The 22728-nt window shown below is 61.7% G+C and carries 24 protein-coding genes; 9 read left to right on the forward strand and 15 right to left on the reverse strand.

What is annotated here, in order from left to right; translation table 11 throughout:
• Nucleotides 1–185 precede the first annotated feature (185 nt).
• The 3 genes from AC1D13_RS00065 to AC1D13_RS00075 form a co-directional block, all read right to left on the reverse strand.
• Nucleotides 186–3113 carry a valine--tRNA ligase gene (locus AC1D13_RS00065; protein ID WP_477688727.1) on the reverse strand — a complete coding sequence of 976 codons (2928 nt, stop codon included), beginning with the start codon at nucleotides 3111–3113 and terminating at the stop codon, nucleotides 186–188.
• Nucleotides 3114–3226: 113 nt separating this feature from the next.
• Nucleotides 3227–3427, reverse strand: coding sequence for a DUF2783 domain-containing protein (locus AC1D13_RS00070; protein WP_457279471.1), 201 nt, complete (start codon nucleotides 3425–3427; stop codon nucleotides 3227–3229).
• The gene (locus tag AC1D13_RS00075) at nucleotides 3424–5214 is read right to left on the reverse strand and encodes an FAD-dependent oxidoreductase (protein WP_477666187.1); all 1791 of its coding nucleotides are present in this window, start codon (nucleotides 5212–5214) and stop codon (nucleotides 3424–3426) included. Before AC1D13_RS00075 ends, AC1D13_RS00070 begins: the two co-directional genes overlap by 4 nt.
• Nucleotides 5215–5775: 561 nt before the next feature.
• Here AC1D13_RS00075 and AC1D13_RS00080 point away from each other — a divergent pair.
• From AC1D13_RS00080 to queF, 7 genes are all read left to right on the forward strand, one after another.
• The gene (locus tag AC1D13_RS00080) at nucleotides 5776–6198 is read left to right on the forward strand and encodes a rubrerythrin family protein (RefSeq protein WP_007867167.1); all 423 of its coding nucleotides are present in this window, start codon (nucleotides 5776–5778) and stop codon (nucleotides 6196–6198) included.
• 110 nt (nucleotides 6199–6308) lie between these two features.
• The gene (locus AC1D13_RS00085) at nucleotides 6309–7658 is read left to right on the forward strand and encodes a (Fe-S)-binding protein (protein WP_477688728.1); all 1350 of its coding nucleotides are present in this window, start codon (nucleotides 6309–6311) and stop codon (nucleotides 7656–7658) included.
• A gap of 9 nt (nucleotides 7659–7667) precedes the next feature.
• A complete protein-coding gene (locus AC1D13_RS00090) occupies nucleotides 7668–8258 on the forward strand; it encodes a DUF3501 family protein (RefSeq protein ID WP_457279468.1) in 591 nt (196 codons plus the stop codon).
• Nucleotides 8259–8341: 83 nt separating this feature from the next.
• Nucleotides 8342–9118, forward strand: coding sequence for a peroxide stress protein YaaA (gene yaaA, locus AC1D13_RS00095; RefSeq protein ID WP_457279467.1), 777 nt, complete (start codon nucleotides 8342–8344; stop codon nucleotides 9116–9118).
• Nucleotides 9119–9133: 15 nt separating this feature from the next.
• Nucleotides 9134–9967 carry a 2OG-Fe(II) oxygenase gene (locus tag AC1D13_RS00100; protein WP_477666189.1) on the forward strand — a complete coding sequence of 278 codons (834 nt, stop codon included), beginning with the start codon at nucleotides 9134–9136 and terminating at the stop codon, nucleotides 9965–9967.
• 320 nt (nucleotides 9968–10287) lie between these two features.
• Nucleotides 10288–11181: an alpha/beta fold hydrolase gene (locus AC1D13_RS00105; RefSeq protein ID WP_477666190.1), complete on the forward strand. Its 894-nt coding sequence runs from the start codon at nucleotides 10288–10290 to the stop codon at nucleotides 11179–11181.
• A 71-nt stretch (nucleotides 11182–11252) separates the two neighbouring features.
• Complete coding sequence (gene queF, locus AC1D13_RS00110) at nucleotides 11253–12080, forward strand: NADPH-dependent 7-cyano-7-deazaguanine reductase QueF (RefSeq protein ID WP_477666191.1); 828 nt, start codon at nucleotides 11253–11255, stop codon at nucleotides 12078–12080.
• A gap of 55 nt (nucleotides 12081–12135) precedes the next feature.
• Here the strand turns inward: queF and AC1D13_RS00115 are convergent, their stop codons facing one another.
• The 12 genes from AC1D13_RS00115 to AC1D13_RS00170 all read right to left on the reverse strand — a co-directional run bounded on the left by AC1D13_RS00115 (nucleotide 12136) and on the right by AC1D13_RS00170 (nucleotide 21293).
• Nucleotides 12136–12996 (reverse strand): enoyl-CoA hydratase-related protein, encoded by an 861-nt coding sequence (locus AC1D13_RS00115; protein ID WP_477666192.1) that lies wholly within the window; start codon nucleotides 12994–12996, stop codon nucleotides 12136–12138.
• Nucleotides 12997–13010: 14 nt separating this feature from the next.
• Nucleotides 13011–13340, reverse strand: a complete 330-nt coding sequence (locus AC1D13_RS00120; protein WP_457279462.1) for a hypothetical protein — start codon at nucleotides 13338–13340, stop codon at nucleotides 13011–13013.
• Between the two features lie 110 nt (nucleotides 13341–13450).
• Nucleotides 13451–14029 carry a cupredoxin domain-containing protein gene (locus AC1D13_RS00125; RefSeq protein ID WP_477688729.1) on the reverse strand — a complete coding sequence of 193 codons (579 nt, stop codon included), beginning with the start codon at nucleotides 14027–14029 and terminating at the stop codon, nucleotides 13451–13453.
• 123 nt (nucleotides 14030–14152) lie between these two features.
• Nucleotides 14153–14530 (reverse strand): DUF6632 domain-containing protein, encoded by a 378-nt coding sequence (locus tag AC1D13_RS00130; protein ID WP_457279460.1) that lies wholly within the window; start codon nucleotides 14528–14530, stop codon nucleotides 14153–14155.
• Nucleotides 14531–14656: 126 nt separating this feature from the next.
• Nucleotides 14657–15127, reverse strand: coding sequence for a tetratricopeptide repeat protein (locus AC1D13_RS00135; RefSeq protein ID WP_457279459.1), 471 nt, complete (start codon nucleotides 15125–15127; stop codon nucleotides 14657–14659).
• A gap of 187 nt (nucleotides 15128–15314) precedes the next feature.
• A complete protein-coding gene (locus tag AC1D13_RS00140; protein WP_457279458.1) occupies nucleotides 15315–16403 on the reverse strand; it encodes a serine hydrolase domain-containing protein in 1089 nt (362 codons plus the stop codon).
• A gap of 92 nt (nucleotides 16404–16495) precedes the next feature.
• Entirely contained in the window at nucleotides 16496–17329 is an 834-nt protein-coding gene (locus AC1D13_RS00145) for a PhzF family phenazine biosynthesis protein (RefSeq protein WP_477688730.1), read from the reverse strand.
• A gap of 49 nt (nucleotides 17330–17378) precedes the next feature.
• A complete protein-coding gene (locus tag AC1D13_RS00150; protein WP_477688731.1) occupies nucleotides 17379–18053 on the reverse strand; it encodes a phytanoyl-CoA dioxygenase family protein in 675 nt (224 codons plus the stop codon).
• A 32-nt stretch (nucleotides 18054–18085) separates the two neighbouring features.
• Nucleotides 18086–18853 (reverse strand): alpha/beta hydrolase, encoded by a 768-nt coding sequence (locus tag AC1D13_RS00155; protein WP_477688732.1) that lies wholly within the window; start codon nucleotides 18851–18853, stop codon nucleotides 18086–18088.
• A gap of 111 nt (nucleotides 18854–18964) precedes the next feature.
• A complete protein-coding gene (locus tag AC1D13_RS00160; protein ID WP_477688733.1) occupies nucleotides 18965–19882 on the reverse strand; it encodes an LOG family protein in 918 nt (305 codons plus the stop codon).
• A gap of 56 nt (nucleotides 19883–19938) precedes the next feature.
• On the reverse strand, nucleotides 19939–20682 hold the full coding sequence (locus AC1D13_RS00165; protein ID WP_457279453.1) for an anti-sigma factor: 744 nt from the start codon (nucleotides 20680–20682) through the stop codon (nucleotides 19939–19941).
• Nucleotides 20679–21293: an RNA polymerase sigma factor gene (locus AC1D13_RS00170; RefSeq protein WP_477688734.1), complete on the reverse strand. Its 615-nt coding sequence runs from the start codon at nucleotides 21291–21293 to the stop codon at nucleotides 20679–20681. The genes AC1D13_RS00165 and AC1D13_RS00170 overlap by 4 nt, the downstream gene beginning before the upstream one ends.
• A gap of 225 nt (nucleotides 21294–21518) precedes the next feature.
• On the opposite strand from AC1D13_RS00170, the gene AC1D13_RS00175 reads away from it, so the two are divergent.
• Together AC1D13_RS00175 and AC1D13_RS00180 are read left to right on the forward strand one after the other, a co-directional pair.
• Entirely contained in the window at nucleotides 21519–22094 is a 576-nt protein-coding gene (locus tag AC1D13_RS00175) for a DUF3455 domain-containing protein (protein WP_457279451.1), read from the forward strand.
• A gap of 30 nt (nucleotides 22095–22124) precedes the next feature.
• Nucleotides 22125–22718 carry a hypothetical protein gene (locus AC1D13_RS00180; RefSeq protein ID WP_477671260.1) on the forward strand — a complete coding sequence of 198 codons (594 nt, stop codon included), beginning with the start codon at nucleotides 22125–22127 and terminating at the stop codon, nucleotides 22716–22718.
• Nucleotides 22719–22728 lie beyond the last annotated feature (10 nt).

The raw sequence follows: 22728 nt of genomic DNA on the forward strand, positions 1-22728 counted from the left end.
TCGCGTAGCTCTCTGCCCCCCGAGGGGGCGCTGCGCCTGCGGCCCGGCAAAGCCGGTTCCGCGGCCCCTGTTGGTGAAGAGAGACCTTATTTTGACGGGGCATTGCTGATCTTGTTAGGGCTCGATTCGCATTTCAAACAATAAAAAGCCCCGCATCGCGGGGCTTTTTATTGAGTGGCTGTCGCTTATTTCAGGCGTGCCAGTTGCTCGCGAATCTTGGCCAGGGCCGCCTGGTTATCGGCCAGGCGTTTGCGTTCCTGCTCCAGCACGGCCGGGGGCACCTTGTTGACAAAGGCTTCATTGGCGAGCTTGGTTTCGGACTTGGTGATTTCTCCTGCCAGGCGGGTTTCTTCCTTTTGCAGGCGAACCTTTTCCGCCGCCAGATCGACTTCCATATAAAGGCACAGGCGCGCTTCGCCGACGATGGCCACAGGTGCAGACTGCGCCGCAGCGGCCCAACTGGCTTCGTCGTCGAACACTTTCACTTCGCTCAGCTTGGCCAGTGCCTTGAGTACCGGGGCGACGCCCTGCATGAAGGCGGTGTCGCCCAGCACATAAAGCGGCATGCGGGTAGCCGGAGACACCTTCATTTCGCCGCGCAGGTTGCGGCAGGCATCCACGAGCGTCTTGAGTTTGGTGACATGCGCTTCCGCTACCACGTCAATTTTCTCGGGCTGGCTTTGCGGATAAGGCGCGACGCCGATGAACTTGCCCGTTTTGCCGGCGACGGGAGCCACTGTCTGCCACAGCTCTTCCGTGATGAACGGAATCACCGGATGCGCCACGCGCAGGATGGCTTCGAGTGTGCGGATCAGTGTGCGGCGTGTGGCGCGCTTTTGCGCATCGGTGCCGGTCTGTATCTGCACCTTGGCGATCTCGAGGTACCAGTCGCAGAACTCGTCCCAGACAAACTGGTAGATGCTGCCGGCAACGTTGTCGAGGCGGTAGTCGGCAAAGCCTTTGGCCACGTCGGCTTCCACGCGCTGCATGGTCGATGAAATCCAGCGGTCGGCCTGCGAGAAGCTCAGGTAGTTGTGGAACTCTCCGCCGGGCGCGCATTGCTCTTTGGTGTGCTCTTCCAGCCCGCAGTCCTGGCCTTCGCAGTTCATCAGCGTGAAGCGCGTTGCGTTCCAGAGCTTGTTGCAGAAGTTGCGATAACCCTCGCAGCGTTTGCTGTCGAAGTTGATGCTGCGTCCCAGGCTGGCAAGCGAGGCGAAGGTAAAACGCAGCGCATCGGCGCCGTAGCCCGGAATGCCGGCGGGGAATTCCTTTTCGGTGTTCTTGCGCACCTGCGGCGCCGTCTCGGGCTTGCGCAGGCCTTGCGAGCGTTTTTCGAGCAGGGGCGCGAGCTCGATGCCGTCGATCAAATCGACCGGGTCCAGCACATTGCCTTCGGACTTGCTCATCTTCTTGCCCTGCGCGTCTTTCACCAGGCCGTGGATGTACACGTGTTTGAACGGCACCTGACCGGTGAAGTGCGTGGTCATCATGATCATCCGGGCGACCCAGAAGAAGATGATGTCGTAGCCGGTGACCAGCACGCTTGATGGCAGAAAGAGATCGAGCTCTTTCGTCTTCTCAGGCCAGCCCAATGAAGAAAAAGGAACGAGCGCCGATGAGTACCAGGTGTCGAGTACATCTTCATCGCGCGTGAGTTTTTTACCGGGCGCCTGGGCCTGTGCTGCTGCCTCGTTTTCAGCGACGTAAACCTTGCCGTCTTCGTCGTACCAGGCCGGGATCTGGTGGCCCCACCAGAGCTGGCGCGAGATGCACCAGTCCTGGATGTTGTTCATCCACTGGTTGTAGGTGTTGACCCATTGCTCAGGCACGAACTTCACGTCGCCGCTGGCCACCGCATCGCGCGCCTTTTGCGAAATGGATTTTCCGGTCGGGTCCTGTTCACTCACCTTGCTGAGCGCCACAAACCACTGGTCGGTCAGCATGGGTTCGACCACTGCGCCGGTGCGCGCGCACACCGGCACCATGTTTTTGTGCGGCACGGCTTTTTCGAGGAAGCCTTGGGCTTCCAGGTCTTTCAGCACGGCCTTGCGGCAGTCATAACGATCCAGGCCCTGGTATTGCGCCGGGCCGTTCTCGTTGATCTTCGCGTCCAGCGTGAAGATGGTGATCAGCGGCAGGTTGTGGCGCAGGGCGACCTGGTAGTCGTTGAAGTCGTGCGCGCCGGTGATCTTCACCACGCCGCTGCCAAATTCGGGGTCAACGTAGTCATCGGTGATCACCGGAATTTTCCGGTCGCACAGCGGCAGGTCGACCATCTTGCCGACCAGGTGCTTGTAGCGCTCGTCGTCCGGGTGCACCGCCAGCGCACCGTCGGCCAGCATGGTTTCGGGCCGTGTGGTGGCAATGTGCATGCCGCGCAGCGCCGAGCCGTCAGCGGCTTTCTGCGGGCCGTCGCTGAAGGGGTACTCGATGTGCCACATGAAGCTGTCGCGCTCTTCGTTCTCGACTTCCAGGTCGGACACGGCGGATTTGAGGATCGGGTCCCAGTTCACCAGGCGCTTGCCGCGGTAGATCAGGCCTTGCTTGTAAAGCTGCACAAAGGTCGAGGTCACCACCGTCGACATCTTCGGATCCATGGTGAAGTACTCGTGCTTCCAGGCCACCGAGTCGCCCATGCGGCGCATCTGGCGCGTAATGGTGGTGCCGGACTCTTCCTTCCACTCCCACACTTTCGCGACGAAATTTTTGCGGCCCAGGTCGTGGCGGCTTTGGCCTTCAGCCTGCAGCTTGCGTTCCACCACGATCTGCGTGGCGATGCCGGCGTGGTCGGTGCCGGGCACCCACAGCGTGTTGTGGCCGCGCATGCGGTGGTAACGCGTGAGCGAATCCATGATGGTCTGGTTGAAGGCATGGCCCATGTGCAGCGTGCCCGTCACGTTGGGCGGTGGCAGCTGGATGGAAAAAGAAGGCTTGGCAGCGTCCAGCGTGGGCTCGTACTGGCCGCTTTGCTCCCATTCGGGGCCCCAGCGGCTTTCAATGGCGGCCGGCTCGAAGGACTTGGCCAGGCCGTCCAGCCCCGGTGTGGCGACTTTCACGGCCTCAGGGGCTGTGTTGGCGGTATCGGCAAGGGTGGGGGCGGCAGCGTTGGTCATGGGGCAATGAAAAACGGCATCGAAGGGATGCCGCCTTGGGTTGGGTGAAACTCCGCTGATTTTATTCGACTGGGGCTGGCCGTTGCGCTTGCCGGCCGTTGGCCTTGTAGCGCTCAGGCCTGGCGGGCCGCGGCCACGCAAGCCCGCAGTACCGCGGTGTCGCCCAGCTGGTTGGCCATCAGCAGGATCAGCCGGGCGTTGAGCAGCTCGGATTCCTCCCGGGAGAGGCCCTGGTGGGCGTCCAGCAGGCATTCGTAAAACGCATCGGCGTCCTGAAAATGCAGGCGGGTGATCAGGGGGGTGTCTGGCTTCATGATGCATCCCTTGTTTCGTGGCCGGCGCCCGCACCCATGGCGCTTGCGATGGCGTGGACCACCGAGGCATCCGTACTTTCACCCGTTGCGGCGACGTGTCCGTCGGGCCGCAGCAGCGCCCAGGCATGGCCAAAAACATGGCAGGTCGCCTGCAGATGGCCTTCGCGGTCGATCACATGCTCCCTTGCGGCGGCTTTCTCGCCGGGCCCCAGCACTTGCACGCAGCGCACGTCCGCTTCCCTGGAAAGCGCCGCCAGCCGCGCCAGCCCGGCGCCGGATACATCGCCAAACACCAGCAGCAGCAGGCGCCCATGAGCCCACGTCAACAAGTCCAGCAGCTCGCCTGAGCTGCCATCGGCCCAGGAGAAGCCCGCGTTCTGCGTGGCCCGCCCGCCCGCAGGCCCGCAGACGCCGGACCGCGTGTAGTGATTGGGCGTCGACATGCGCCCGGTGTTCACCAGCTGCCGGGCAAACAGGTGTTCACGCGCCAGCCCCAATGCCGCCGTGCGAAACAGCCGCTCCGCGCCGTCGGCCGGCCGCAAAAAGCGCGCGGTGCGGTTGGTTACCAGCACGTTGTGCTTCGCCGCCTCATGCCTTTCATGGTGATAGCTGTCGAGCAATGCGGGTGCGGCGCGGCCTTGCAGCACAGCGGCCAGCTTCCACGCCAGGTTGTCGGCGTCCTGCACGCCCGAGTTGCCGCCGCGTGCGCCGAAGGGGCTCATCACATGGGCTGCGTCACCGGCAAAGAACACGCGGCCATGGCGCAGGTTGTCGAGGCATTCGCTGCGGTAGGCATAGGGGCCGACCCAGACGATCTCGTAGTCGGCATCGTCCAGCGCCTGACCGGCCTGGCTTTTGAACTGCGCCTTCAGGCGTGCGCGCACCACCTCTTCGCGGCTGACTTCTTCGGGGTTGGCGTGCGGCGGCATCTGGTAGTCGATGCGCCAGACGCCGTCGGCCATCAGGTGCTGCCATACGGCGCGCCCTTCGTTAAAAGGCGCTTCGATCCAGGTGTGGCGCTCCACCGGTGGCGGGTTTTTAAAGCGCACGTCGGCAATGCACCAGCGGTCGTCGCCTTTTTGCGCTGTGACTGCCGCGCCGCACCAGGCGCGAAACGGGCTGCGCGATCCGCTGCAGTCGATGACATGGTCGGCCTCCAGGGAATACGAACCGGCGGGCGTTTCAAGCTGCAGCGTCGCGAAGTCGTCGTTCTGTTCGAAGGCCGTGACGCGGTGGCTCCAGCGGAGATCAATGAGGCGGTCCTCAGGCTCGGGTCGGTAGAGCTGCTCCACCAGGAATCCCTCGACATAAAACTGCTGGATATTGATAAAGGGCGGTTGCCGGCTCAGTGAATGCGTTTGCTGCTGGCGCAGGTCAAATGAATACACCTCGTCGGCGCCCGCAAAGGTGCGGCCCACGCTCCATTGCACGCCTTTGGCGGCGATGCGCTCGTAAGTGCCCAGTCGCTTGAAGATTTCCAGGGTTTTCTGGGCATAACAAATGCCGCGCGATGACGCGCCCTTCACGCCCACGGTGTTGTCTTCGTCCAGCAGCAAGGCCTTGATGCCGTACTGCGCCAGCGCACAGGCCAGCGTCAGACCGGTGATGCCGCCACCCACGATGACGACACCGTGCCGTTTGGCCGCGCCTGTTTGCAGCTCGGGCGGTTCCACGAACGGGTATTCGGGCAGGGTGTAGCCCGTGCCTTGGGCAAATTCATAGCCGTTGGTAAACGCGGCCGCCAGTGTGGCCGCAGCGGCGCTGCCTTTTGTGCTTGTCTCCGGCATGGATTGTTCCTGCGGTTTTTACGTGTTTCAAGCGTTTTAGCCATACTGGACGAGCGCGAGCAGCTATCAAAAAAATAGCAACTGCGGGACGCCGGCTGCACTTTTCCGGGAGACCCGGTGCGGTGGGTGGCTCTGACCGTATTGTTTACCTATCCGTAATAAATTTACCATAACGTAATTCAAACGATGATTTGCTGCCGCACGTCGCTGGCTATGGTTGCCCCTTCCTATGGTTGCCTCTTATTTAATTTGTTAAATTTATTGATATTATTAATTTGATAGTTTTTATCAATGTCATGCATTGATTCCGGCAATTAGACGAATCCCTCCAACAGGTCTATGGTGTTTACGGCCTGTTGAAGCTATTTATGCAAATGCGAGTGGGGTGACGGGGTGTACCCCGCCTGCGTTTTGCGCCTTGCTCAAAGGCCTTTTTGACTCGCAACGCATCTTGCATAAATAGCTTTAACAGGCCTTAGTCTTCGGTCCTGCGCCAGAAGTCGGGCGTGGGTTTGAAGCATTGACGATTTGTTCGTTCATCAACCCACGAAGGAGATTTCCATGGCTGCTCTAAAAGGCTCCAGGACGGAAGAGAACCTGAAAGCCGCATTTGCCGGCGAATCACAGGCCAACCGCCGCTACCTGTATTTCGCGAACAAGGCCGACGTTGAAGGCCAGCCCGATGTCGCGGCACTGTTTCGCTCCACTGCGGAAGGTGAAACCGGCCACGCCCACGGCCACCTCGAATGGCTGGAGCAGTGCGGCGACCCCGCGACCGGCCTGCCGTTTGGCGCCACGCGCGACAACCTCAAGTCCGCTGTGGCCGGTGAAACGCACGAGTACACCGACATGTACCCAGGCATGGCCAAAACCGCGCGCGACGAAGGCCATGATGAAGTGGCCGACTGGTTTGAAACCCTGGCCAAGGCGGAACGCTCACACGCCAACCGCTACAGCAAAGCGCTGGCCGAACTGGTCGATTGACTGGACAAGCGTGTCCCTCGCTACGCCGCAAGGCGTGGCGGGTTTTGGAAAAGATTCCGCACGAGAGTCTTTTCTCAAACCCCACCTGAGATTCAAAAGAAGAGGCAAGAATGGCCACAGAAGGCAACCTCCAGGCGCCCACGCGCCACGCGATCGACTGGAAAAACCCGGACTTCTACAACGAGGACGCGGCCCTCCACGAGATGGAGCGCATCTTCGACATCTGCCATGGGTGCCGCCGCTGCGTCAGCCTCTGCGGCGCCTTCCCCACGCTGTTTGACCTGGTCGACGAAAGCAAGACCGGCGAGGTTGATGGTGTGGACAAGAAGGACTACATGAAAGTGGTCGACCAGTGCTACATGTGCGACCTCTGCTACATGACCAAGTGCCCCTATGTGCCGCCGCACGAGTTCAACCTCGACTTTCCCCACACCATGCTGCGCGCCAAAGCCATCAAGTTCAAGAAGGGCGAAGTGGGTGCCGGTGAAAAGTTTTTGTCCTCCACTGACGTGCACGGCCAGTTCGCCGGCATTCCCATCGTGGTCCAGGTGGCCAACGCGGTTAACAAAACCAAACCGGCCCGCGCCGTGATGGAAAAAGTGCTGGGCGTCGACAAAAACGCCTGGCTGCCCGACCTGGCCACGAAAAAATTCCGCTCCGGCGCACTCGAGTCGCCGCCCCACGCGGTGAAAGACGGCGCCAAGACGCCCGGCAAGGTCGTGATTTATTCCACCTGCTACATCAACTACAACGAGCCCGGTATAGGCCACGACCTGCTCAAAGTGCTGGACCACAACGAAGTGCCCTACGTGCTGGTCGAAAAAGAGAAATGCTGTGGCATGCCCAAGCTGGAGCTGGGCGATCTGGCCTCGGTGAACACCAGCAAGGAGGCCAACATCCCGGTGCTGGTGAAGTACGCCAAAGAGGGCTACGCCATCCTGAGCGCCGTACCCAGCTGTACGCTGATGTTCAAGCAGGAGCTGCCGCTGATGTACCCCGACGACGCCGACGTGCAGCTCGTCAAGGAGAATATGTGGGATCCGTTTGAATACCTGATGGCCCGCAAGCGCGACGGCCTGCTCAAGACGGAGTTCAGCACGCCGCTGGGCAAGATCAGCTACCAGATCCCCTGCCATGGCCGGGTGCAGAACATCGGCAAGAAAACCGAGGAAATGCTCAGGATGGTGCCGGGTACCAGTGTGCACACGCATGAGCGCTGCTCGGGCCATGCCGGCACCTTCGGCGTCAAAGTGCCGTACCACCAGCAGGCCATGAAGATCGGCAAACCGCTCTTCAAAGCCATGGCCAACCACAAAGACGGCGGCCTGCCTGACGTCATCAGCAGCGACTGCCCGCTGGGTGGCCACCACATCGCCCAGGGCTTTGATGTGAACAGCCTGGGTGCGCCGCCGCAAAAGCACCCGCTCACGCTGATACGCACGGCCTACGGCCTGAAATGAGATCACACCATGAAGACCACCGGAAAGATCACCCGCGAATCCCTCATGACGCTGGAGGCCTACAGCAAATACCGCAAGGAGAACAAGCCGGCCATCATCGCCCACCGCAAGCTGCGCAGCGTGCGCCTGGGTGAGCACATCAACCTGCAGTTTGAAAGCGAAACCAGCATCCGCTACCAGATCCAGGAGATGCTGCGCGTCGAGAAAATCTTCGAGGACGAGGGGATTGAGCAGGAGATCGAAGCCTATGCCCCACTGATGCCCGACGGCAGTAACTGGAAGGGCACGCTGATGCTCGAGTACCCCGACGTAAACGAGCGCAAGCGCGAACTGGCCCGCCTCATCGGTGTGGAAGACCGCATGTTCGTCGAGGTCGAAGGCCATGCGCGCGTGTACGCGATTGCTGACGAGGACATGGACCGCGAAAATGACGAGAAGACCTCGGCTGTGCACTTTGTGCGCTTTGAGCTGAACCCGGCCATGTGCGCGGCCGTCAAGGCAGGCGCAAGCGTGAAACTGGGCTGCGACCACACGCATTACCCGGCGCATACAACGATTGCAGCGGAAACGCTCGCCTCTTTGGCCAGCGATCTGCAGTAGTTGAAGGCTCATGGCTGTGGCGCCACCCTCCTGTCGTAAAGTGGGGGTTTCGCCTTACTTGCCTTACCCCTACGACTCAAAGCATGCTGTTTCTCATCTCGCCGGCCAAATCCCTGGACTACGACACGCCGCCGCACGTCGCGACCCACACCCAACCCCTCTTCACCCGCCAGTCGGCCCAGTTGATTGACGTGCTCAGAACCCGAACCCCGCAGCAGATCAGCGAACTGATGAAGCTGTCAGATTCGCTCGCAGGCCTGAATGTCGCGCGCTACCAGGCCTGGTCGCCGAAATTCACCGCGAAGAATTCCAAACAGGCCGCGCTGGCGTTTGACGGCGATGTGTATGGCGGCCTCGATGCAAAAACGCTAGGTGACGCACAACTGGCCTGGGCGCAGGACCATGTCTGTATCCTGAGCGGCCTTTACGGCGTGCTGCGCCCGCTGGACCGCATGCAGCCCTACCGGCTTGAAATGGGCACGCCGCTGGCCACGCCCCAAGGCAAAAATCTCTACCAGTTCTGGGGTTCGCAAATCTCCGCCTATCTGAACGAGCGCGCGGCCGCCCACACCACACCGGTCATCGTCAACCTTGCCAGCGAGGAATACTTCAAGGCCGTGGACCGCAAGGCGCTCAAGGCGCGCGTGGTGAGCTGCGTGTTTGAGGAATACAAGGCCGGCAAGTACAAGGTCATCAGTTTTTTTGCCAAGCGCGCCCGTGGTCTCATGGTGCGCCATGCGATTGAAAAGAAGCTGTCTACCGTCAAGAAGCTCGAGAGCTTTGACGTCGAAGGCTACCGCTTTGATCCCAAAGTGTCCGAACCCGACCGGCTGGTGTTCCGCCGCAAACAGGCCGCCTGAGCAGCCCAGCCCCGCATGAGCACGCCCGCCCGCACCGACCAGCAGCTCACGCCGGAAGTGCTGGCGTGGATGACGGCGCAGGCAAACCTCGGCCATTCCAGGGACGAGATTTTTAACGCCATGCTGGCAGCTGGCTGGAACCGCGACGCTGCCACGCGGGCGGTGCGCCTGACGCCCGAAGATCTCGCCGCAGTGGTTGTGCCTGCGCTGGCTTTGCCGGTCACCAACAACATGGTCGATGCCGGCGACAAATGGGTGGAAATACTTTTTTTCGCCCAGGTGCCCAATGTCATCGTGCTGGGCAACCTGCTGGGCCCGAGTGAATGCGAGGCGCTGATGGAGGCCGCCCGCCCGCGTCTGGTGCGTTCGCTGACGGTAGATACCAAGACCGGCGGCGAAGAACTCAACCCTGACCGTACCAGCGAGGGCATGTTTTTCAGGCGCGCTGAAAACGCCGTGGTGCGCCAGGTGGAGGCACGTATTGCCAGAATCTTCGGCTGGCCGCAGGAAAACGGCGAAGGGCTGCAGGTGCTTCACTACGGGCCCGGCACCGAATACAAGCCGCACTACGACTACTTTGACCCGACCGAACCCGGCACGCCCGCCATACTGCAGCGTGGCGGCCAGCGCGTGGCGACGCTCATCATGTACCTGCATGAGCCCGAGGAAGGCGGCGCCACGGTGTTCCCGGATATCGAGGTGCGGGTGGCGCCGCGGCGCGGCAATGCGGTGTTCTTCAGTTACCCGCATGCACTTCCTTCCAGCCTCACGCTGCATGGCGGCGAGCCGGTCACCGCCGGCGAGAAATGGATTGCCACCAAATGGCTACGAGAAAGAGAATTCGTGTAACACCCCCGTCCAGGCTCACTGTGTGTAGCCCGTTCCCCCCTCAAGGGGGCGAAAATTTTCTCACCCCTGTTGAGGCTCACTTCGTGTAGCCTCCTCTCCCCTTGCAGGAGACGGCGCCTGCGGCCTGGCGAAGCCAGTTCCGCGGAGAAATAGTTTCACCCCCGTCCAGGCTCACTTCGTGTAGCCCGTTCCCCCTTAAGGGGGCGGTGCCAGCGGCCTGGCAAAGCCAGTTCCGCGGCCCCTGCTTGCGGGTGAGCCTGCGTGACGCATGGGGGACGAGGTGATTGACGCGATTCGGGGAGTGCAGACCATAATCAGTTATGAAAATACGCGCCAACAACATCGATATCGAGATTGAAGACACCCACCCAGGCGACGCTACCGGACGGCCTGTGGTGTTGCTCATCATGGGGCTGGGCATGCAGCTGATTGCCTGGCCGCCGGCCATGGTGCAGGCGATCGCTGACGCGGGCTTTCGTGTGGTGCGCTTTGACAACCGCGATATCGGGCTTTCGCAGCACTTTGACCACCTTGGCTCGCCTAGCCTTTTGTGGGAGGGGCTCAAGTTCCGTATGGGCTGGCGTATCCGGCCGCCCTACAGCATTGAAGACATGGCCGCCGACACCGTGGGCGTGCTGGATGCGCTGCAAATCGGCAAGGCACATGTGGTGGGTGTGAGTATGGGCGGCATGATCGCGCAGCGCGTTGCGGTGCTGGCGCCTTCTCGGGTGATCAGCCTGACCAGCATCATGAGCTCCAGCGGCGCGCGCGGCCTGCCGGAAGCCAGTCCGGCGGTGGCCCGTGTGCTGCTCAGTCGGCCTGCCGGCAGGGGTGTGCAGGCCGCCATTGACCATACGGTGAAGCTGCTCAAGGCCATCGGCAGCCCGGGCTTTCCCATGGACGATGCCGAGATACGCGAAAAAGTCGCTGCGGCGGCGCAGCGCAGCTTTCATCCGCAGGGCGTTCTTCGCCAGATGGTGGCCGTTGCCGCTGACGGTGCGCGCGCCTCGGCACTTGCCAGGGTGACGGCGCCGACGCTGGTGGTGCACGGCCAGGCAGACCGGCTGGTGCCCATGGCCTGCGGGCAGGACACGGCCAGGCGCATTCCCGGTGCCCGTTTTGAAAGCATCGAAGGCATGGGCCACGATTTGCCGCCGGGTGTTGTCGAGCGCTTGCTGGCGCTGTTGGTTCCTCACTTCAAAGTGGCAAGCTGATACAGCTCCATCGCTTGGGGCTTTGTACGGGGGCTTTCAGCCTGGCAGCGGTTAGCGGCGAAAATGGGTGCATGAACACCCCTGAACAATCCCAGCTCGGCAAATCGTCGGCCTATATCGACCAATACGACGCTTCGCTGCTGTTCCCGATTCCGCGCGAAGGCAAGCGTGCCGAGATCGGCGTCACCGGAACGCCGCCGTTTTTCGGCGCAGACATGTGGACGGCGTTTGAGCTGAGCTGGCTCAATATGCGCGGCAAGCCGCAGGTGGCGCTGGCCCACATCACCGTGCCTTGCGAGTCACCCAACATCGTCGAAAGCAAGTCCTTCAAGCTCTACCTCAACAGCTTCAACAGCACGCGTTTTGCCGATGCGCGCGATGTGCGGGAACGCATTCGCGCCGACCTGAACGGTGCTGTCGGCATGGGTGTGGGCATCAAGACGCTGGGCCCCGAGCTTTTTGACCGCGAACCCGTGCATGAACTCGACGGCCTGAACCTGGACCGGCTCGACGTGGAGTGCATTCATTTCACGCCCACGCCCGAACTGTTGTTTGCCGAGTTCGACGAACCGCCGGTTGAAGAGACGCTGACCAGCAATCTGCTCAAAAGCAATTGCCTGGTCACCGGCCAGCCCGACTGGGGCAGCGTACAGATTCGCTATGCCGGCCCGCAGATCAACCAGGAAGGCCTGCTGCAATACCTGGTGAGCTTTCGCAACCACAACGAGTTCCATGAACAATGCGTGGAGCGCATCTTCATGGACATCTGGACGCGCTGCAAACCCATGAAGCTCTCGGTGTATGCGCGCTATACGCGCCGCGGCGGGCTGGACATCAATCCGTTTCGCACCAGCCATCCGCAGGCGCTGCCGCCTGCCATTCGTACAGCCCGCCAATAACTGCCAATGCAGTTTGCTATTAAATTAATAGCTGCTTGCGCAAGTTCTGTATAGGCTAGAGGCCGAATTCATTGAAATTCTTGATCGGTGAAAGCCCGGGAAAGCTCGCCGCGCGTTTTTCCTTCATGGCGGTAACCGCCTCACGGACATGCGCGTTGCTCCAGATCGCGCCCTGCAGCCAGCCCATCTGCTTGAGCGCGTCGTCCACCGAATGGTCACGTGTGTAGTGAATCGCCTGCTTGGTGCCCCAGATGGCCACCGGCGGCTTGGTGGCAATCTCGCCGGCGCATTGCATGGCGGCCGCCAGCATCGCCTCGGCTGAGTCAAACACTTCATTGACGAGGCCGTAGCCCAGCGCTTTGGCAGCCGGCATTCGTCGCCCGGTGTAAGCCAGTTCCTTGACGACCGCCAGCGGCACCAGTTTGGGCAGGCGCTGCAAGGTGCCCACGTCGGCCACCATGCCGATGTTGATTTCCTGGATGCAGAAGAATGCGTCGGCCGTGGCGTAGCGCAGGCAGCAGGCCGTCACCATGTCGACCGCTCCGCCTATGCAGCCGCCCTGGATGGCGGCGATCACCGGAATGCGCAGGGTTTCGAGCTTGGTGAAGGTGGCCTGCATGTCGCCCAGCATGTCAACGATGGCGGCGCGGCCCTCGGGGCTCTGGTCGTCCATGGCGATGTCGCTGCCAAAGGTTTCCAGTGCCATGCCGGCGCTGAAGTGCTTGCCGGTGCTGGAGATCACCAGCACGCGCGCCTCGCCAGCCTTGTGGATGTGCGTGAGCGCCGCATCCAGCTCGCGCCAGAAGGTCGGGTGCATGGTGTTCATCGCCTCGGGGCGGTTCAGCACCAGGTGGGCGACGTGGCCGGTGGTGTTGAGGGTGAAGCAGGTGAGGGCAGGTGGGGAGGAGGCGTTCATGCCCACACTCTAAGTCAGGCGACCAGGTCCAGCCAGTCACACCTGAGACGCCGCGCAATGTGCGCCCGTGCCCGTACATAGACATACAGCCGCGGCGCCAGTGTGCCCAGCACGCACAGCGGGTAGGCCCAGGCCGCCTCAAAGGTAAAGGCCGGCAGCCAGCCCATCCAGCCCATCACCCACGCCGTCAGCACTATCTCCCAGAGCTGGCATTCAAGCGGGTGCGCCGCTCGCTGCGCCTCGCGCCAGTCCTTGACGCGCTGCAACTGCGCCAGCGTGATGGGATGCCAGTACGGCGACCGGGCAGGTAGTGATGCCTTGGACGGGTCAGAGGGATCAGACATAAAGCCTCCGTGCGGAAGCTTCAATGTAAGTTTCGTGAAAGGTTCTGTCAATGACCCGAAAGGCCTGAAAGACGCCAAAAAAGCGTCGAAAGATTTCTGGATACGGCCGGCTAAATCCGGCGGCGGCGCGGCACCACGCTCAGCTGCAGCGTGAGCTTGCCGGGCGAGGCGGTCACGGTGTAGTTCTGAGGCGGGATATCGATCAGCTGGTCGGCATGCCAGACCTTGATCTGCGCAGCGCCTTCGGGCAACTGCTCGACCTGCGCTACGCCGTCGGCGCCTGTCAGCACGGCCCAGGGCGATTCGCTCACATAGACATGGCCGCGCATGGAGCCGTGAATGTGGCAGCCCAGCAGCACGGCGCCGGCCTTGTTGAAAGTGGCATCAGCGGTTTTGGCGGGTTTGCCTTCGGGCTTGCCGTCGAGCCGGAGCTCGAACCCCTCGCCCGGCGTTGCGTTGAACTGCGCTGCGCCGGCGGCCGAGCCGCGCACATGGTGTTCCCACGGATCATTGTTGACGAACTGGGCCTTGGCGCCCAGCGCCACCACGCTGACGGCCGGCACAAAACGCATCTTTTCCTGGTAGATCGTCACTTGGGCGGGCAAAGGGCTTTGGGGCGCCCCGGTTTTGGCGGAAGGCACCACGACGACTACGGCGTCCGGCGCCGGCTTGCCTTCCTTGTCGAGCACTTGAATGGAAATGTTTCCGGCTGCAGAGCATATAGGTAGTGCGCAAGCAGCTATGAAAAACAGAGCAGTTGGCAGCATCCGGAAGGCAGGGCGTGTTAGCTTGGGCATGGGATTTCTTTCGGCTTAAGCTTCGCGGGGAGTCAGCAATGCCAGCACAGCCGCCACCGCGAACAGCGCCAGGACATCACCCCAGAGGTGCCCCATGTTGTGGTGGCCCTGAAACGACTGCACTGCCATCACCCCGCCGTGTGCAATGCTGGACCAGACGGTAAACCAGATGAGGCTGCGGTGCAAGAGAGGGTTACGGGCGGCAAGCATGAGGAAGATCCCCAGCGTTGCGTAAAGGGCGAGGATCATCTCCAGGTAGTACGAACGACCTTCCGCATGCCACGACCAGCCTGAAGGCCAGATGATGGTGAGCGGCCACAAGCCGAAAGTGAACGTCACCCCTATCAGCACCAGGGCAATGCGCAGGTATTTGATGCGATCAGCGTCAGTCATTGTTTTCTTTCGGATCATCAGAGGTCGCGCACTCAGAGACCCGCTCTTTGTGCGCCGGGAGGTGAGTGGCAACAGGAGACCATTGCAGCGCATACCGCGCCGCAATGGTGGCGGTTCAAGGGCGGCTTACTTGGCGGCCGGCTTGTACTCGGCCACGGCCTTGGCCAGGTCGCGGGTTTCCTCACAGGTGGCGCAAATTGCCTGCAGCTTGGCCAGCTGCGCGTCGGCCTGGGCTTTCTGGTTGGTCTTCAGGTAGGCAATGCCCGAGTATTCCAGCGCACCCTTGTGCTTGGGGTCCAGCGCCAGCGCCTTGCCATAGGCGGCAAAGGCATCGTCGTACTTGCCCATCCAGCGGTTGGAATAGCCGAGGTAGTTGTAGGCGTCGGCATTTTTCGGGTCCTTGGCCACCACCTTGTTAAAGCTGCTCACGGCCTCCGACCAGTTCTTGGCGCTGATGGCTTTTTTACCCGCCGCGAAGTCGTCGACCTGGGCGTTTTTGGCTGGTGTGGTTTCGATGTCGGCAGCCATGGCTGCACCGGCCAGGGCCAGGGCGATGACGGGCAATGCGACCAAGTTGCGGATGGAAAAAGTGTTCATGTCGGGCTCCTTGAGATATCAGTTGATTGAAACGCGCTGCAAACCAGCACCTTATACAAACGGTGTGACAGGGAAAACGGATGCAGGGCGAGTTGTAATTTATTTGTAAACACAACGGCGGCTGCGCTTGATCGATGGCAGGCTCGCTGATTTCTCCTCTGATGGGGAAAGCTGGGCAGCCGCGGGATCACTGGCAGGGCGCTGAAGTCAGCATTTTTACCGCGGTCAAAAAGTCGCCCGGTTTGACCCAGCTCACGTTCCAGTCGCCGGATACAGGGACTTGACGCTTGTGAGCGATGACCATGCGGTGCTTTGGTACCACGAGGATGTATTGCCCATGGACGCCCCAGGCCATGTAAGCGCCACTTAGTGGCGAATCGGCCGGCTCTTCCAGCGTCCACCAAAGGTAGCTGTAGCCAAAGTGACGGCTGGCCGTGCGCGCCGGATGCATTTGCGCGGCCGCGGTGACGGGTGTGGTGATTCGAGTGGCCCATTCTGGGGGAATGAGTTGCTGGCCGCGCCAATTGCCGTGTTGGAGCATCAAGTAGCCCAGTCGCGCCATGTCTCTGGTTGACAAGAAAAAATGATAGGCGGCGTGCCGGGACTTTGTAAGGTCCCCGGTGCGCTGGTGACGAGCGAGGTCGAAGTCTTCAAGCTGCAGCGGCGTCGCAAGATCGTCCGCGAATGTGCGGTAGATGCTGCGATTTGTCAGCGCCTCGAAGACTGTGCCCGCAGCGTTGAAATCCCAGTTGTTGTACAGAAAATAAGTGCCGGGCACTTGTGAGCCGCGCGGTGGCGCCGATGCCAGGTCATCGCCTGTGTTGGCCGCCGGGTGATAGACGCCAGAGCGCGCTGTCAGAAGGTGGCGCAACTTTGCCTGGCGCTCCAGAGGCAATAGGCCACCCAGGTCGTCAATGTCGAGGTCGGCCAGTGTTTTCTCCAGATCGATCGTGCCATCTGCGACATATTTCCCATACAGCATCGCCAGCACACTTTTGCGAGCCGAAAACACGATGCTGACGGTATCGACGGGGCCATAGCTGAACAACACCCGGCCGTCCTGCACTGCCAGAACTGCGGTGGAATCAAGGGTTCGCAAGTAGTCGCGTGCAGCATCCAGGCGCTCATGACACGCGGGGCTTAGTGAAGTGGGGGAAATGGGTTCCCACGCCTTCGCCGGAAAGACGGGCGCAGGGGCTGCCGGCGTTGTTGCCCATCCGGCTGCAGGCATCGAAACCAGCAAGGCCGTGACGGAGGCAAGAAAAAAATGCTTCATTCTTGGTCAAATCTTTGCGCAAGGTTGTATCAATCGCCAAACCAAAGAGCCTTCTGGTGCCAGGCGAGATGTTTCTCGCGGGCACGGCAAACTCAGTCGTGCATGACCCGCGCTGTCCCTGACACCTTGATCGAGGCACCGGGGTTGGGTGGAATTTCGGCGCGCAAGCACGAGCGCATGCCCATGTCTTCACCCTGCACGATATCGATGGCGCCGCCGTGCGGCCACTTCAGGTCGCGCAGGTAGCCTGCAAAAGCGGCTGTGGCTGCACCTGTGGCGGGGTCTTCATACACGCCGCCCGAAGCAAACGGATTCCGGGTGTGAAAAAGCCGAGGCGTTTGTGCATGGGCCAGAAGGATCGTCACCAGCCCCGCCTTGTTCATCAGCTCGCGGCCCGTGTCCAGGTCATATTGCATGGCCGCCAGTTTGTCGCGGCTCTTCAGAACCAGTACCAGATGGTCTGCGCCGCCGTGGGCGAGCGCGGGGGCAATGCGCGGGTCCAGGTCATCCGGTGTGTAGCCGAACAGCGCCAGGGTGGCCAGCACCAGCGGCTGTGGGGCAGCCTGGCTGCGCGTGGGCGGCGATTGCAGCGCGGCGGTGATCGTCTCCCCGTTGCGCCGGCCTTCAACCGTGATGCTGGCCTGGTTCAGGGTCAGCGCAAACACGCCATCGCCATGCTGAAGGGCCAGTGCTGCGCCCAGGGCTATCGTTGCATGGCCGCAGAAGGGTACTTCTGATTCCGGCGAGAAATAGCGCACCCGCCAGCCGGCGCCGCTTGCAACGGCAAAAACCGTTTCCGAGAAGCCAAGCTCCGCAGCGATCCGCTGCATCTCACGGTCATCCGGAAATTGGCCGGCGATCATCACGCCGGCGGGGTTGCCGCCGGTGTTTCCGTCAGAAAAGGCTGCAATCTTCAAGACACTCATCGTTTTCCTTGTGAAATGGAAGGCGGGCTGCTTGCCTGTCCGGCGCAATTCATATTGCGCGCTGCCACCGGAGGCCGAAAGGCAATACTCGCGGTCCGAACAAAAAATGCAGCACCCTGCGCATGTTGCCGCTGGTGGATCTGGACGAAGCATGCAGCAGCAGCGGGCGCATGGCCATCGCGCTGCCTTGCCCGGCCGTGCAGGTGAACCCGGTTTGGGCCTGGCGGGCTGCTGCAGCGTCCTTCGCCTGCAAGCGGCCGTACAGGTGTGACCCCGGAACCACGCGCAGTGGACCGTCCCCCGGGCCGCAGGCATCGATGTGCAAACGCACCGCCACCAACTGCTCCAGCAGCTCGACGGGCGGCTGGACATAAAGAATGCCTTCCTTCCTGGACCAGCCACTCAGGCTTGCGTGCTCTACGTGATCTGCCACGGGAATGCTCAGGTCCTGGTGCACCGGAACCAGCCAGTTGCGCGACGCCGACTTCTCGAAGTAGGTGCATTGCACAGCCGCAAAACCGGCCGGAACCAGGGGGGCCATTGACACGTGCCGGCGCACTCTTGCTGCGAGCGCCTGGCACCAGGCCTCCGATAGCAGGCAACGTGTTCCCGCCGAGTTGGCGGAAATCCCGGCAAGGCGCGAAGCGGCCGATTCACACTGGGCGGCAGTCAGCACCTGCGGAACAAGTGCGAAGCCCTGAGTGGTGAATGCGGCGTGGTCCATCCCGGCTTGTTTTGCAAAGAGGTGTTGAATGCTCACAGCATCGACTGAAACAGCGAAAGGTACTGCGGATGCTGCGAGACCGTGTTGTGGGAGGTTCCGGGCAGCATCTTCAGTACTGCTGTGCCATTCTTGAAGTGCGCATGCAACTGGTCGGTGCTGGCTTTCGGAATGACTTCATCGTATTCGGCCGAAATCAGCAGCGTGGGCACGGTGACTTTGGCCGCGTACTTCCAGGACTCGAACTTGTCGACAAGAAGCCAGGGGATGGGAAACCAGGGAAAGCGCTGCGCTGCCAGTTCCTGGATGCTGTTGTAGGGCGTCACCAGAATCAGGCGCGACGCCGGCCGTTGGCTGGCCACCCGGATCGCAACGCCTGAGCCCAGACTCCTGCCAACCACGGTGACGTCCGAATGTGTCCGGCTCACATGGTCGAACAAGGCCAGGGCGTCGCTTTGAAGCGCCGCCTCGGTGGGATTTCCAGTACTTCCGCCGTAACCGCGGTAGTGAAGCAGGTAGAGGGCATGGCCTGGAAATGCTTCCGAGAAAGACGGCAAATTCGGCGAAACGTCTTCGGCATTGCCGCCGAAGTAAATGATGGCCTTGGGTCCGGCCGTTTGCCGGGCGGTGACCACGAGCGTGGCGTCGGGTGTCTGGAGGTGGAGCGTCGTGGCCGGACTGCCCCACGACCTCGGCTGCGGGAAATAGATCAGCGAGCGTTGAAACGCAAACAGCGCCGCGCAGATGCCCAGGTAAGCGAGCACCATGACCACCAGAAAAACAGTCACTGTGCGGCGCACCATGAAACTCGGCGTCTTCCCCCGCAGCGCGCCCTGCCAATCAGGATGATCCGGTCCAAAAGGCCACGAACAAGGTTCATCGGATGCGTCGCATTGAGTGAGTGCCTGAATAACTCAGTTCAGCCGCATGTCTGCACTGAGTTGTTTGACCAGCTCTGCACTCGTTTCCACATACTTCAAAAATGCCACTTCATCCTTGTTGATGGTCTTGCGCGCCATCATGTCGGTCAGGCGCGCGTCCAGGCTTTGCCAGTGAATTTGGCGATTGCCCACGAGATACACCGGAACCCTGGTCAGCTGCCTGCTTTTGATGATCTCGATGATCTGGAATATTTCCCATTCGGTGCCGGTCCCTCCTGGTGCAATCACGATGGCGGCCGAGTGCTTGATCATCGCCAGCTCGCGGATGGAGACGCTGGAAAAAATCAGGCCATGGGTCACATAGGCATTCAAGGCCTGCTTGGGGTCACCACCATAGGGTTTCAGCGTGTCGTTGGCCGTCGAGCGGTCGTAGTAGGTGGTGTACCCGACGCTGGGGCCTCCCGCCTCTTTTGCGCCGCGGTTGCCGGCTTCCATCAGGCCCGGGCCCGCACCCGTCATTATCGGATACTGCTTGCCATAACGCGTGGTCCATGCGTGAGCAAAATTCCGGATGTCTGCGTAGATGGCATCGTTTGCCGCCCTGATGGTGTCGTTGCAGTTCTCGCCGCGCGCGTCGCAGGCGGCATTTTTCTCGCGGATACGGGAGCTGCCATAGATGGAGACAAAGCCCCGCGGAAAATGCATGGCCTTCAGGGCGTCAGAGCAGTAGGTGTCCTGAGCCATCAGTTTCACGGGGACGATGTTTTCAACGCCCGCATAGGGGCCGATGTAATCGGCGTTCGGGACATCTGCTTTCGCTACTGCGCACTCCAGCCGCAACTCCGTGGGCTTGATCGCAGACGTTGCTGTGGTTGGCGGTGGTGTTGCACACCCGAGGAGGGTGGCGGTGACCACACCGAGGGATAGAAACAATTTGAGGCTGGCGTTCATGCTGGTTCTCCTTTTTACGGTACCTACCCGGATTGAGACCCCGGATGCCGCCACGCTCACCACAGCTTGGCGCAATTGCCGCTGAACACCACGGTTCCGCTCGGGCTGGCGGGTGTGGCGCTGGTTTCCAGTGTCACCACCAGCTTGCTGACCTTGGACAGCAGCTTTTCCGACGTATCGGGCAGCATGGAAACCGCCGATCCGCTCGTGGGCACGGTGCCCAGCGAGAACGCCGGGCCATTGGCCGGCACGGCCCACAGCACCAGTGTTCCGGTGGCCGGCGGTGTGATCGGGCCTATGACCTTGACCGTCATGGTCTTGCCGTGGCGCAGCGAACTGGCCAGCAGCTTGCCGTTGCCCTGGGCGTCGGTGAGCAGGCCCACATAGCTTTGCGGCAGCCTTTCGCCCGAGCGCATCGCGATCTGGTCGCTGGACATGAACAGGGTGGGCATGGCGATAAAGAAAACGCTGGCCGCGATCACCCCGGCGGCCAGGCCGCCGAAGCCGAAACCAGCAGGTTTGAGCCAGCCCAGCCAGGACGGTTTTGTTTGCGGCGCCCGTTGCGGCCCTGCGGGTCGTGTGCGTGCTGCGATGGCAGCCCACACCCTGGGAGACGGTTTGTGCGCCGGTACCGACATGGCGAGTTGACCCAGCCGGGCTTCCCATTGTGTGACGCGCACGCGCACATCGGCACGGTCGCGCTGCAGGCGCTCAAAGCGGCGGCGCGCGCCATCTTGCAGCGTACCCAGCACATAGGCCGATGCGAGGTGTTCGAGCAATTCGGGGCTGGAATATCTCATGACGCCACCACCCCTTGCGCCGCCAGGCAGCCCTTGAGTTTTTCGAGCCCGCGCCGTATCCAGGCTTTCACCGAACCCAGCGGCGCGCCCATTTGCGCGGCCACTTCGGTATGCGACAGGCCCTGGTAATACGCCAGCGCCAGGCTTTGGCGGTGGCTGCCTTCCAGTGCATTCATGCAGCCTTCGATGTGCAGGGCCTCTGTGGCCTGCTCCAGCAGCTGCATGGCGCTGGGGGTGGGTGTGGCGGTAGTTTCGGTGTCTTCCTCATCCACATCACCGGAGTCGGGCAACTCGCTTTCCTTGCGGCGCGTGCGGGAGCGCAGGGCGTCCAGCGCCTTGTTGCGGACGATGGCAATCAGCCACGTCATGGGTTGAATGGTTTGCCCGTCTACCTCACTGCGGTAGCCGGCAGCGTTTTTCCAGATGCTCACGTAAGCCTCTTGCAGCACATCTTCGGCCGCGTGTCCTTGTCCCAATATACGTACGGCAACGCCAAACAGATGCGTGTGGGTGCGTTCATAGACCTGCGCAAAGCAGGCGTGGTCGCCTTGCCCTGCGCCGGCAATCAGCGTCTGCAGGCTGCGGGTGTCCGTGTCGGGGGCCAGTTTCATGCGGCTGAGTATAGGGAGTTACGCCCAAGCGGCAAATCTTCCCCGGTCATGGCATTTTTTTCAGAAAAAGCTGCATCCAATCGACGCTTGCTGTCGTTTGTCCCTGGTAGGCCGGGCGCCGCGCCGGCCCACGCCCCCTTCCGCCATGTGGTTGTTGGGACTTTTTTACTTTCTTTTAACCCGGAGACCTGTCAATATTTGCAGGACTCCTCTCAGGAGATCGCCATGACACCGATAGCAACCGCCACCCAACCCAGGCTTCACGCAGGCCTTGCCGCTGCCGCGTTGTGTACTGGACTGCTGCTAAGCGCCTGCGCCGGTGGCCCGGCCGCACCAATGGATGTCAAGCCGGTGCCCGCCGCGCTCAAGCCGGCCGACGGCGAACGCATGGCCTTCACCTGGCATGCGGTGGGCTCGCAGATTTATGAGTGCCGCTCCGGCGACAAGGGCTGGGCCTGGGTGTTTGTTGCGCCAGAGGCAGACCTCTTCAACCAGAAAGACGAAAAAGTCGGCACGCATGGCGCCGGCCCGAACTGGACCGCGCTGGACGGCAGCAAAACCGTGGGCACGGTCAAAGCGCGCGCCGACGGCGAGCGTCCCGCCGACATCCCGCTGCTGCTGCTGACGGCCAAATCCGCCGGCATGCCCGGCAAGATGGCCACCGTTACCAGCGTGCAGCGCCTGAACACCGAGGGCGGCAACGCGCCGGCCAAAGGCTGCACCACACCGGCCGATGCGGGCAAACGCGTCAAGGAAGGCTATACCGCCGACTACGTGTTTTTCACCGCCCAAAAAGCCTGACCCACAAAGCCAGAGGAAGCGAGGCCTGACATGTCCGTGCTCAAGAACCTTTTCAGCGCCAGCAAGAGTCCCAAGCACGATGCCACGGGGCCTGAGACGGGTCCGGTCAAGATGAACCTTGACGAGCGCATGGCGTTTCGGCGCGAGATGCTGTTCGAGGCCATCAAGGTCACGATGCAGGCCCACGGAATTTTGTCGGCCAGCTACAAATTCCGCGTGGTGCGTAACGACAAGCGAGGCCACCAGTACATGGTGCTGGTGGACCTTTCCACCGACTTCCTGGACAACCGGGAAGGTGGGCCCGCCCGGCTGGTCGAGGTGGGTGCGGCTATCGCCAAAAATGCCGCTGCGCGTTACAACCTGCTGGTCAGCGGCGTGTACTGGCAGATCAATGAGCAGATTCAGGCCTTCGCGCCCAGCCGGCCCGTCTCCTTGCCCGCGAGCCAGGATGCGGCCAGCCCACCGCCACCGGTACAACGCCGGGAGCGAGCCACGGCGGAAGAACTCGCGGCCTTTGAAGCCGCCTGGGAGAAGGGGCGGGCGCTGCATATCGGCGACCGGGTCTATTCGTCCGACCTGTCGCCGCTGGAGCCTGATTCCCAGAAGGACGACAGCCGGCGCTAACAACCTCGGG

The sequence above is a fragment of the Polaromonas sp. P1_E12 genome (assembly GCF_056405975.1).